This window comes from Peribacillus sp. JNUCC 23 (genome assembly GCF_053653995.1).
This window is the reverse complement of record NZ_JBSJXW010000005.1, coordinates 1-10970: the sequence shown is the minus strand read 5'-3', so window position 1 is coordinate 10970 and position 10970 is coordinate 1. Positions and strand designations below refer to the sequence as shown.

13 protein-coding genes are annotated in these 10970 nt (G+C 34.9%); 7 read left to right on the top strand and 6 right to left on the bottom strand.

Going from position 1 to position 10970, the window contains the following annotated elements; all coding sequences use genetic code 11:
* Positions 1–321: 321 nt before the first annotated feature.
* On the bottom strand, positions 322–873 hold the full coding sequence (locus JNUCC23_RS23490; protein ID WP_454216446.1) for a site-specific integrase: 552 nt from the start codon (positions 871–873) through the stop codon (positions 322–324).
* Positions 874–1113: 240 nt separating this feature from the next.
* On the opposite strand from JNUCC23_RS23490, the gene JNUCC23_RS23485 reads away from it, so the two are divergent.
* Complete coding sequence (locus JNUCC23_RS23485; RefSeq protein ID WP_454216444.1) at positions 1114–1815, top strand: class I SAM-dependent methyltransferase; 702 nt, start codon at positions 1114–1116, stop codon at positions 1813–1815.
* A 181-nt stretch (positions 1816–1996) separates the two neighbouring features.
* Here JNUCC23_RS23485 and JNUCC23_RS23480 read toward each other — a convergent pair whose 3' ends face one another.
* Both JNUCC23_RS23480 and JNUCC23_RS23475 read right to left on the bottom strand, forming a co-directional pair.
* A complete protein-coding gene (locus tag JNUCC23_RS23480; protein ID WP_454216442.1) occupies positions 1997–2473 on the bottom strand; it encodes a DUF5342 family protein in 477 nt (158 codons plus the stop codon).
* A gap of 71 nt (positions 2474–2544) precedes the next feature.
* On the bottom strand, positions 2545–2853 hold the full coding sequence (locus JNUCC23_RS23475) for a PepSY domain-containing protein (RefSeq protein WP_454216440.1): 309 nt from the start codon (positions 2851–2853) through the stop codon (positions 2545–2547).
* 946 nt (positions 2854–3799) lie between these two features.
* Between JNUCC23_RS23475 and JNUCC23_RS23470 the strand changes: the two genes are divergently transcribed.
* The 4 genes from JNUCC23_RS23470 to JNUCC23_RS23455 all read left to right on the top strand — a co-directional run bounded on the left by JNUCC23_RS23470 (position 3800) and on the right by JNUCC23_RS23455 (position 6288).
* Positions 3800–4195: an NUDIX hydrolase gene (locus JNUCC23_RS23470; RefSeq protein WP_454216448.1), complete on the top strand. Its 396-nt coding sequence runs from the start codon at positions 3800–3802 to the stop codon at positions 4193–4195.
* Positions 4196–4363: 168 nt separating this feature from the next.
* Entirely contained in the window at positions 4364–4789 is a 426-nt protein-coding gene (locus tag JNUCC23_RS23465; protein WP_454216438.1) for an HTH domain-containing protein, read from the top strand.
* A gap of 219 nt (positions 4790–5008) precedes the next feature.
* Positions 5009–5596: a hypothetical protein gene (locus JNUCC23_RS23460; protein ID WP_454216436.1), complete on the top strand. Its 588-nt coding sequence runs from the start codon at positions 5009–5011 to the stop codon at positions 5594–5596.
* 209 nt (positions 5597–5805) lie between these two features.
* Positions 5806–6288 carry an N-acetyltransferase family protein gene (locus JNUCC23_RS23455; protein ID WP_454216434.1) on the top strand — a complete coding sequence of 161 codons (483 nt, stop codon included), beginning with the start codon at positions 5806–5808 and terminating at the stop codon, positions 6286–6288.
* Positions 6289–6640: 352 nt separating this feature from the next.
* Here the strand turns inward: JNUCC23_RS23455 and JNUCC23_RS23450 are convergent, their stop codons facing one another.
* Positions 6641–7270, bottom strand: coding sequence for an S-layer homology domain-containing protein (locus JNUCC23_RS23450; protein ID WP_454216432.1), 630 nt, complete (start codon positions 7268–7270; stop codon positions 6641–6643).
* Between the two features lie 274 nt (positions 7271–7544).
* Entirely contained in the window at positions 7545–8207 is a 663-nt protein-coding gene (locus tag JNUCC23_RS23445; RefSeq protein ID WP_454216430.1) for a MerR family transcriptional regulator, read from the bottom strand.
* Between the two features lie 418 nt (positions 8208–8625).
* Here JNUCC23_RS23445 and JNUCC23_RS23440 point away from each other — a divergent pair, with 418 nt between their 5' ends.
* Both JNUCC23_RS23440 and JNUCC23_RS23435 read left to right on the top strand, forming a co-directional pair.
* Positions 8626–8790 (top strand): hypothetical protein, encoded by a 165-nt coding sequence (locus JNUCC23_RS23440; protein WP_454216428.1) that lies wholly within the window; start codon positions 8626–8628, stop codon positions 8788–8790.
* Between the two features lie 407 nt (positions 8791–9197).
* Entirely contained in the window at positions 9198–10022 is an 825-nt protein-coding gene (locus JNUCC23_RS23435; RefSeq protein ID WP_454216426.1) for a hypothetical protein, read from the top strand.
* Between the two features lie 699 nt (positions 10023–10721).
* Here the strand turns inward: JNUCC23_RS23435 and JNUCC23_RS23430 are convergent.
* On the bottom strand, positions 10722–10970 hold a 249-nt coding region (locus tag JNUCC23_RS23430; RefSeq protein ID WP_454216424.1), incomplete at its 5' end, for a helix-turn-helix transcriptional regulator.

Here is a 10970-nt window from a genome sequence, read left to right as displayed (position 1 = left end):
GATTTTGTCGATTCTCCTTTTTGAGATTTTGTTTATTTTCACAGGGTTCCGAAAGGGTAAAAAAGGAACAGTGCCCATCTATGCACTGACACTTGTCAGGCGTATTTGTGGGGTCGCCCTTCAGCGACTAAATAACGGCTTTTGCCGTTTAACCCGCAGGGGCTTTTGTACATACTTGATCACTCTAAATCACTTTTATACAAACGGATATTATCTAATACCAAAACGCAATCCCATGCAAAAGAATACATCCAAATAAACTAGTTTTATTCTTGCTAGAGCAGTTGCCCTCACGTTCGCATCGACTTGTAGCACAGCATCTTACAAAGAAAAATCCTTTAATGTTTCGTCGATTTCTTCTTGCGTAATGCCGATATAGCGTTTGGTGATCGACGGGGCCGAATGGTTAAAGATGTTCTGCAAGAACGCTAGATCTTTCGTTCTTCGATAATAGGCATATCCGAAGGTCTTCCGCATCGTATGTGTGCCGATGTCATCTCGTCCAAGCACGTCTCCGGCCTTCACAAGCGCTCTGTAAGCTTGTGTGGGGGTAATGGGTCCATTTCCCTTCCGACTGGCAAATAGGTACTCTCCGTCGCTCATATGAGCCGTATAATCCTCGATTTCTTCTCGAAGCTTCACTGGCAACATAAATCGCTTCGTTTTATTTGTTTTTTTCTCTCGAATCACCACATGACTCTTATCTCGAACATCTCCGACCGTTAATGGCACCATATCGCTCACCCGAAGCCCGGTATTAATCCCAAAGACAAATAAAAAATAGTCCCGTTCGGACCCATATCGCCGTAGCGCCCATTTCAGATCCTCAATTTCTTTAGCCGTTCGCAACGGCTGCACGTTCTTTTCTTTCATGATTTTCCTCCAATATCGTACATTCAACGTATGATATTAATAGTTTATCAAAAGGACCCAGTGATATCAAGGATTTGAATGTATGAAAATATACAAAATCATACATTCAAAAAAATAGTAAAATAAAGGTTGATTGAAGAGGATAAAAACAATAGAATAGACAAAATATTCGAAATGTAAATTTGGTAATTAGAATGATAGGCATTTCTATTTCTAAACTTTTATTAAGGGGGAGAAAAAATGGAAACAACAACTTGGCAGCGACAAGATGTTACACAACATTATCTTGAACAGGTTCGAGGGGGAATTCCTTTTGGAGCTGAACAAGCCAAAATTATGCTTCAAGTCGTCAATCATTTTAATCGTAAACCGAAAAGAATTATGGACTTGGGATGTGGAAATGGGTTTTTGGCTGAACTCTTGCTTAAATCGTATCCAGAAGCTTCTGCCGTGTTATTAGACCATTCCGAACCAATGATTGAAAATGCACGTGTCCACATGAAAGATTATATGAATCGTTGTGAGATTATACTTGATGATTTTAGTCATTCCATTGGGCAGTATGCTGAAGCAGGGACAGTGGACTGCATTGTTTCTGGGTATGCCATTCATCATCTTCCTCATACAAAGAAAAAGGAATTGTATCAAGAAATATACAAAGTCTTAGCACCAGGCGGAATTTTCATAAATATTGAGCATACAGCTTCTGCTACTCCTGAAATAGAAAAATTGCATGATGAGCTTTTTATTGACCATCTTTCAATTCATAATAAAAAAGACAGACAAGAAATAGCTAAGGAATATTATAACCGCCCTGATAAAGAAGATAATATACTGGAAAGAGTAGATATTCAGGTTAATTGGCTTAGAGAAATTGGTTTTAAGCATTCGGATTGTTATTTTAAGTGGATGGAACTTGCTGTTTTTGGTGGAGTAAAATAAACAGAACTGAAGGTTTTTTATTAAATTAAATGGGTGCTTTAATTCAACCACGTGACCACCAAATTGGTGGTCTTTTCAATGTACGAAAATATGCAAAATCATACATTCGGAAAAACCCCTGGATGTTTTGGGAACAAAAAAGGTAGGCATCATTTAGATACCCACCTCTTATATATTTAGTCTATTGATGACATTCATGAATTTGATTATCGAACAATGATTTTACTTTAAAATCTTGATATACGTGGTTAGCCATCAAGTCATACACTTTCGATTCCAAATCTTGAAGGTCATCTTCTTCTAGGTTATTTTGGGGTTGAGGATGAAACCATTGAATTTCTTCATCGTGGAAAATCCCATGATAATTATCGCCTTCAAAGGTTAGCGTAAATTGATGACGTTCATGAACTTGATCTTCGAACAATGGTTTTACTTTAAAATCTTGATATACGTGGTTCGTCAGTAAGTCATACACTTTCGATTCCAAGTTTTGAAGGTCATCTTCTTCTAGGTTATTTTGGGGTTGAGGATGAAACCATTGAATTTCTTCATCGTGGAAAATCCCATGATAATTATCGCCTTTAAAGGATAACGAAAACTGATGACGTTCATGAACTTGACCTTCAAACAATAGTTTTACTTTAAAATCTTGAATCATGATAAAACCTCCTACGGTTATTTATGGGACTTTTCTTTAAATGATTTTAAATCGTTCGTATCATGGCTCTATCAATCTTTCGTGTTTGGATCAACTTTCAAAATATCACCTGTTGATGCATCAATATCCACAACATATTCTGTATCTTGATTTACAATAGAAATTTCGTATTTTTTAATCCCGTAATTTTCAATGGTTTGAGTGCTCGTTACTAGACCGCCTTTTGATGTGTCTAAGGCAATGGTCTTTGCTTGTAATTGATTAATAGATTGTGAGGGTGCAATGGTTGATTTCGTTATTGGTTGGTTATCAAGCATTGCATGAGCCCCTAGACCACCTGCGATTAAAGCACCTGTTAAAAGCAATGTCATCAAGTTCATGCTTGATAACCTCCTCGTGTTGTTTGTATTGTTATCATAACCTCTCGAGTTTAAAGAAAAAGAAGAGGAACCTTAAAATTCCCTTAGAAAAGTAAAAGAATATCAAGTTTGCGTTTTTTGATTTTGATCTAGTAGGTGAAACTAATAACCCCCCATTCAATTAATTGAGTGGGGGTTTCAGTTTTGCATTCATTATGCAAAGCATATGGGAGTTCATACTGTAATGAATGTACGAAAATATCTAAAATCATACATTAAAAAAAATTCCTTACTCAACTACGTGGCAGGTTAGTAAAATAACATGGATGTTTTTTTTAGGAATAATATAGATTTATAGACGAGACTTTTTAAATTAACAAAAACGGAGGTAGGGGTTACCTTGGATATTGCCAAGTATTACAGAATTTCCTTTGTGATTACATTGTTTATCCTTTTAATAGCAAATATTATCAGCGAATCTACTTTGATGTTCTCACTTGGTTTAGGAGTCTTAATCTTTCATGGTATACCTTGGTTATATAGAAAAATAAAAAGAAATAGTAGTCCTTTTTGAACTAAGGGATGCTTTAGCGAAAGAAGAATTTGCATAAAACACCCCTTTTTTATGCAGCTACTAAGCTTCTTCAGAAGCCGAAAATGTTGATTCATCAACCATGTATAAAATCATGTATAAACGATAAAAATGGACGGTTCGGAACCCCTTGAGTACCAAGGGGTTTAATGTTTCGGAAGTTCCGGAAATTGACTTTATGTTAACTAGATTTGTATACAGTATTCATGTTTTTCTTCGAAATCTTGTTCAATTAAATGGCCAGATAATTGAATAAAATTCGTCAATTTAATTGGATATTTATGTTAAAATAATCAGAGATTTTGAAGGGTTGTACTTAAAAGTAACGTGGAAGTTTTGTTTAAGTATTTAGTTATGGTAAAAGGGGATAAGGTAATGCGAGATAGAGGTTCAGTTGTGCTAATAGAAAATAAAAAGGTTGGACTAATTAAAAGAATTAGAGAAGGTTCTGTTTATTATGTTTTTCCTGGTGGTGGAATTGAAGATGGTGAAACACCAGAAGAAGCAACAAAAAGAGAAGCCTTAGAGGAATTAGGAGTTGAAGTTAAGGTTAATGAGTGCATTGCAAAACTTGAATTTAACGGGACGCAATACTTTTTCCTATCTGAAATCATTAAAGGAACCTTTGGTACTGGTGAGGGTGAAGAGTTCACTAACAAAAATAGAGAAAGAGGAACATTTTTTCCAATGTGGGTAGATATAGAAATGCTATCATCTATTGATGTAAAGCCTAAAGAAGTAGCTTTAAAGGTGCAATCCTTATTCAAGTAAAGGACGCTTTAATTCACTAAGCAGCTAAAAGGATCCTCCAGTCGAAGATCCTTTTTTAATACCGATAATTCACTTTATGTTAACTAGTTTTGTATAGAGTATAATTTGTTTATAAACATATTTTCGAAAAGTAAAAGTTAATATAAATATAGAAAGAGGATGATTTTTTTGGAAATTCAAGAACCAGGACATCCTAGAGAATTATTAAAACGACTTTTCAATCATTATAAACTTTCCTCAAGTTCACTAAGTAAAATTTCTGGAATTCCAGAGGAAACCATATTGAAGTACGCAAATGGTGATAATTTATCACTGGAAACCAGAATGGATTTGGATGATCATATCATCTTCCTTACAATGTCAATGGAAGCACACGAGGAAGATGAAAGAATACAATTATTGATTTCAGGTTTAGCTCAAGAATTCGACATTTCGATTGAAACCATTGGAATATACGCTAAACTTTCTCCTGAAGAAGTTGATAATTTCCTTGAAGATTCTAACTCGCTTTCGATTGAAAAACGGTATCGGTTAGGTGTCACAGTTCTGTTTCTACACTTTATTTGCTATACAAAAGCTCGACGTGAATTGTGATTGCATAAGAATTGTTCTGGAACATAAGGAACGAATGATGAGTATATCTTATACCATTATCGGGCGATTTAATGGAACAAGCAACTAAAAGGATCTTCCAACTGAAGATCCTTTTTCAGTACCTATAAGGGTGATTATGTTAAACTTACTTGAAGGTCATACGTATTTCACATGGAATCATACATATATGAGTTTAAGTGAAAGGAGGGTGAACAATCTATGAGTGTAGATCAAAAAGCATCCATACGAAGCATTTTAGAAGTATTAGCACAAGAAGGAGTAAAGACAGGCGATGTGGCTAAACAAATACCTGGCATAAGTGAAAAACCATTTAGACAGGCATTAAAAGAGGCTGGATATGAATTTAGAAACTCTGGTCAAAAGGGTTGGTTTTTTATTGGAGAAGGTGAAGAACCCCATGATAAAAGTATTTTTGATTATGTGAAATCGAGTTCACCTAAAGTTCATACACCTTTCACACGAAGTAATCAGAAGTTCACGGAGAGTAATAAGGAATTCACGAATCATTCACCTATTGTTCATGAGCCGTTCACCCAAGATGAAATCCATATGATTAAGGACCTGCTTAAATCATGGCAAGAGGTTACCCCAACTACACAAACCAATGAGCCAAGTCTTTATGACCGCGTCAAACAGTTGCGACAAAGTGACAAAACAAGAAAGACGATTGTTATTGATCGTGTCATTGGTAAACGTTTAGATGAGTTTTGTGAAGCTGAGAGGATCAATAAGTCTGATGTGTTGCATTTAGCTTTAGCCGACTTTCTAGAAAAATATGAAAAGTGACCAAAGAAACAAAAAGGATTGGATATCTAAGAGGTACCCAATCCTTTTTTTGCCGATAATTGACTTTATGTTAACTAGGTTTGTATAGAGTATGCATCTGTTCATTAGAAACCTTGTTCAACAAACGGGCCTTTAATTGAACAAATCAAAGAGGATTAAATAGATAAACGGAGAAAAATACATAAAATTAAATTAAGGGAGTAATATGTATGAATTTGATAATTAACTCTGCAGTATTTGAAGATTACGACACATTAAACGATATTGTTAAAGAAGGGCAAGATGAACACGCAGATGCGTTACCTTACATCTTTAATAAAGTAGATAAAGTAATGCCAGAAAGTTACTTTAAAGAACTTCTTGAAGATCCTAACTCCGAAATCTTGGTCGCTAGAGCAAATGGAGGAGTGGTTGGTTTTGCAGTGATGGAGCTTAATGAATCTCCCCCATTTGATTCTATGGTGCCAAGAAAATATGCTTATATGAATGACTTTGGAGTTAAAAGTTCCCACCAAAAAAGAGGAATTGGAAAAGACTTATTTGACGCTTGCGTAAATTGGTCTAAAAATAAAGGCGCATCTTCCCTAGATCTAAATGTATGGGAGTTTAACCAAAAAGCAATTGCTTTTTATAATAAAAACGGTATGAAAAGTATTAGTAGAAAAATGACATTACTGATTGATGATAAATAGTGTTATTCCATTGGGCACTTTTAATTAAACAAGCAGCTAGAAGGATCGTCCAGTCGAAGATCCTTCTAGCTGCCGATAAAGATAATTATGTAAACCTTTCTTGAAATAAAATAAGAGGAGTTTTTTAATCTAGCTTATTAAGCTAATGGGTGACATCGGTTCAAGAAGAAGCCCCTTTTGGGTGGTCGTGGGGAGCGAACAGGATTAGATAACCTGGTAGTTCACGCAGTAAACGATGAGTGCTAAGTGTTAGAGGCAAAGTAAAAGATTAAGAAATCCCTTGGATCCATAGAATCTAAGGGATTTTTGATTTCCTATAATATAGCTTTACGTTTCTTATAAAGAGTTATTCTTATTCTTCTTCAAATGTTAACAATGCGCGATACACAAAGCTTGCGAATTGAGCTCGAGAAACAGGTTCTGTTGGACGGAATTCCGTAACGTTTGTGATACCATACTCAGATAAGATTTGAATATATTCACGAAATTCAGGATAGGCTTTGTCTAAGTCTGTTACTTGACTTTCTTCTCCCTCTACATGATCTAACCAGAGACCTTCAACTAATACTTTCGCCATCTGTTGACGAGTCATATTTTTAGCAGGGAATAAATATCCGTTTGAACCTGTCATCACTTCATAATCGTTCACTGTAAATGCTGCACGCACTAGCTCTTTGTCAGCAAGTGTCACAGGTACATCTTCGAAGACTTGTACTAATTGACCTTCATCATCAAGTAAACGAGCAAAAATTTTCGCTACTTGACCACGAGTGATGTTGTTACCTGGTTTGAATGTGCCATCGTCATAGCCATTAATTATCTTTGCGTCTGATAAAACATCAATGGCTTCAACATGAACGCTGGTTTCAGGAACGTCTTTGAAAGATTTTGCGCTTGCTGCTGTTGGAATAAGGACGCTAGCTAAAAAAGCCGCAGTTGCGATAGAAGCTAAAAACTTCTTCATTGTTTTATTTTTAAACATTGGTAAATCCCCCTAAAAATGTGTTATGTAGATAGAGAGTTTTCATTTTTATATGTATCTAACTATCTGTCAAAATGATGATAACATGCCATATTCAGAAAATAAACTACCATGTTTTTCCTGATAGTTAGTATCCTTTTATGGATTTTACATCAACTCGTGAATTATATGTGGATTATTACCGAACAGAGAGTAACTGTAAATCAGGATTCCTTCTTTTTATTAAAACTGTTTTAGGTTCCTGTTAATGGTAAGGGATTTATCTTGGCATAGTTCATCTGAAAATCTTTGATAGCAAACCCTTTTTTTCTTTCTTTTTACTAGTTAATTGAGCCTCAATTAACTTTAATTTATCCTCTAATTCAGCTTGTTTATTTATTTCCTCCTTTTTTTGTTCTTTCATGTAGACATTGAAGGTATCTTTTAAGTCTTTATCAGAACTAATTAAATCTTTAACGAGTCCTTTTAAAACCTCATTATCTTCCTGGAGCTTATTCATTCTATTATCTTCGAGTAATCTTGTTTCATTTTGCTTTTCCACTAATTGAGATAAGCGATTAACTTCCTGCTGCATACGTTGAAACTCATTACCGATTTGCATGAACATTTCATTAGCGCCACTTTGTTCAAAGGCCTGTCCAAGCAGCAAAGCCATTTCGTTCTCTTTTTCCGTTTTCTCCTTATCCGTTTGCAACTGATGATACAAGTTTTCCTTAATTAACTCTTCTTTCACATCATCAAACGTGACATTACCACCACGATTGAAAACTTCAATGATCTTCTCGATCTTTGGAAACTCGGTATGAGGAATCCAACGACCAGTAGTTCGTTTATCAAACTCAATTAAGCCTTTATCGCACCAAGTTCGCAATCTCGGAACTTCAATGCCAAACCTTTCGGCAACCGGACCTATGGATGACCACTTTACATCACTCATTTTAATTCCTCCTGCGAATAATATTGCGGATTTAGATTCAATTGAGTCTAAAATTAGACTGAAATATCTTTGAATCAGATAATTTATATATGTAATTAGATCCTTGGTGTAATCACTTTTTATTGTTAATTAAGTCTTATTATTACATGTTTTAGTCTTAATTTATATAGCTTTAGACACAAGTATTATGAGACATTATAAAATTCTAATTTAACGGTAATTTGGTTATGTCTCAGTAGACTTTACTCTATTGAGGCTGTGAAGTGATACACTTAAACTAAAGGGCAGAAGAGTTAAAGAAAGAATATAAGGAGGGCTTTTTATTCAAACAATAATAACTAGAATATTCCTTGCGGTGATTGTATTAGTTGTAGTTTTATTTATGGTAGATAAACCTTTTTTAGGAGTTATTCCTTTAATGGGTTCAGTGTTCGTGCATAACTACATTAGTAAATTAGAAAAGAAAGCAGAAGTTGATATTAAATTACGAAGAATAAGCATGATTTGTTATTTTGCGACTGGACTTATAGGATTAGTGCTAATAATTTTGTTTGCTGATTTTTTTCAAACGAGTCGTTTCTAGATCAACAGGAATCCACTTTTTAATGTTGAAATTAGTTTAACGTTGTGAATCTGCATTTTCCTGACTATACCCCTTATAGCGTAAAGACTCATAAACTATCAAATTCACTTGTTTTTTGGTAGAAATTGTTGGATAATTAACCAAACAAATACGGACGTAAAAAAGAACCTCAACGTGTCTAAGTGGTATCCCCATACCCTTAAACCGTTCCCCCTACTACACTAGGGAAAACACTTGTCGAAGTTCTTGAAACTAACAATATTAGTACATTCATTTTAGTGTATTTTACTGTTAGTTTCAAGACAAAAATGTTGTTTCTTTCTATAGACACATTTAAAAAGACGCTGTTTCCCTTAATTTTTATCGGGAGCAGTGTCTTTTTTATTGTCCTCTAAGGAGGAAATACCATGTTAGTCGCAGGCAGAATTGAAAATTTTAAGGACTTTAGCAAGTTCAAAAACGTAAAAAAATTTAACAACCACATTGAAATGTTCCTGGCCGAACATAAAAAAGATTTTACCAAAGGGGAATTAGTTGCGTTCAAACGTCTGGTTCGATTCTCTGCTAAATATGTTGGAGTGGCTAATGCAAAGATTGGCACTCTATTAAGAGCCATCAATGAAAAAGGGAATGGTTTTGGTATAAGCCGATCAACCTTTGAACGGATGTTGAGAAAAGCGAAGGATTTAGGGATCCTATCGGTCGAAAATACGGCTAAATCCAAAGGTGGAAAGGGCCATAATGTCTATATTTTCAACACAATTGATGTATTAAAAAAGGAAAAATTGACGCATTGCGAAGAAGTTCCGAATCCTTGCCAGAGTAAGGGTGAAGGGCATAATTTTGAAAGAGAAACTAGTAATCTTTTAGAAACTAGCAATACTAAAAAGATAAATAAACGTAAGAAAACGCATTTAGATGCTACTTTTACGGCTTCTTATGTTCCAAAAGAATTTGTCAAGGCTGTTAAGCCTTTCTTTAATCATGCTGCTACAATCGAAGACCTTTGGAAAAGTGTTTTTCTTGATACAAGAGCGATTAAAAACATAGTAGAACCAGAAATCATTACATATACAGCCATAGATGCCTTCAAACAAGCAATCCGAGCTTATAAAAAAGGGAAAATCAGAACAACATTGGCTGCCTTCTTCACAGGTACTTTTAAAAACCGAATGGACAAGGCTTACTTTGCTATTCCTTTAGAAGAAATCTCTGAAAGAAACAGGAATTAATATCTTAAAACAAACTAATTTAGATAAAATATTCCTCTTTAAAAACCGCAAAACATACCGCAACAAAGATAAATATCAATGTCTGTTTCATTTGCGGTTTTACTTTGCAGCAAAACCCTTGTCTATATAGGGTTTCGGCCGGCTCCTCCTTTTTCGTAAATGCCAGAAGACCTCGCCTATACTACGTAAACATAGCCGAGGTCTTCTGGTACTCTAAAGTTGTCGCCGGCCGAGGATGGATGAAGTAGCAAGTAGGTTTATGTATAAATGGAGTGAATAGTTTGGGGAAGAGATTAGGAAATGTGGATATAGTGGTTTAGAGATAAAAGATATGGAATGAGTAAAAATACGAATGATGTGAGAATGATAGGATGTTGTTTGCTGATTTATTTGTAGTTTTTTTTAGTTTCGAAGGGTTTCGAAAGGGTTCCGAATAGGGGTCATTTGAAACAACAGAGATTTTGTTTATGGTTTTTGAAGGATACTTTTAAATAGTTGTCGTTCATGCTGTTTGTTGAGCCTTCTAAGGCGTTTTAACTTTTTTCGAGTACAAAGTTAAGTGTGAACGTTTCGGATGCTATAAATGGCCCTTAAGGGTTCTTGAAAAGCCTTTTTAAAAATAGACCCCCCATATGAGCGTAACAGGCAAATTGAGTGGGTCTATCTTTTGGGTAGATCTATCCTTAATATTTTATCATATTATTTATTTAACAAAGACCAAATAAAACGTTGTCGATTCTGTCTCTTTTCTGGAGAAGTAATCCACCAATATTTTTCCTCATAAGCTTCGATATCACTTTCTAAATATAAAGCAGTTCGCCCATTTGAAACAAACTGAATGGGCTTAGGAAAATCATTTTCACTTTTCTTTTCATGAATGCTCTGTCTTGCCATTTGCCATCTTGTCGTTAGGTCTGCAATTGTTAATAATTTTGGAATTTCACTCAT

Bases quoted from the DNA above. Each gene is read 5' to 3' on its own strand.
- JNUCC23_RS23485 (WP_454216444.1), top strand. From the start codon at position 1,114: ATGGAAACAACAACTTGGCAGCGACAAGATGTTACACAACATTATCTT.
- JNUCC23_RS23435 (WP_454216426.1), top strand. From the start codon at position 9,198: ATGTTAGTCGCAGGCAGAATTGAAAATTTTAAGGACTTTAGCAAGTTC.
- JNUCC23_RS23480 (WP_454216442.1), bottom strand. From the start codon at position 2,473: ATGATTCAAGATTTTAAAGTAAAACTATTGTTTGAAGGTCAAGTTCAT.
- JNUCC23_RS23455 (WP_454216434.1), top strand. From the start codon at position 5,806: ATGAATTTGATAATTAACTCTGCAGTATTTGAAGATTACGACACATTA.
- JNUCC23_RS23440 (WP_454216428.1), top strand. From the start codon at position 8,626: ATGGGTTCAGTGTTCGTGCATAACTACATTAGTAAATTAGAAAAGAAA.
- JNUCC23_RS23470 (WP_454216448.1), top strand. From the start codon at position 3,800: ATGCGAGATAGAGGTTCAGTTGTGCTAATAGAAAATAAAAAGGTTGGA.
- JNUCC23_RS23450 (WP_454216432.1), bottom strand. From the start codon at position 7,270: ATGTTTAAAAATAAAACAATGAAGAAGTTTTTAGCTTCTATCGCAACT.
- JNUCC23_RS23460 (WP_454216436.1), top strand. From the start codon at position 5,009: ATGAGTGTAGATCAAAAAGCATCCATACGAAGCATTTTAGAAGTATTA.
- JNUCC23_RS23445 (WP_454216430.1), bottom strand. From the start codon at position 8,207: ATGAGTGATGTAAAGTGGTCATCCATAGGTCCGGTTGCCGAAAGGTTT.
- JNUCC23_RS23475 (WP_454216440.1), bottom strand. From the start codon at position 2,853: ATGAACTTGATGACATTGCTTTTAACAGGTGCTTTAATCGCAGGTGGT.
- JNUCC23_RS23490 (WP_454216446.1), bottom strand. From the start codon at position 873: ATGAAAGAAAAGAACGTGCAGCCGTTGCGAACGGCTAAAGAAATTGAG.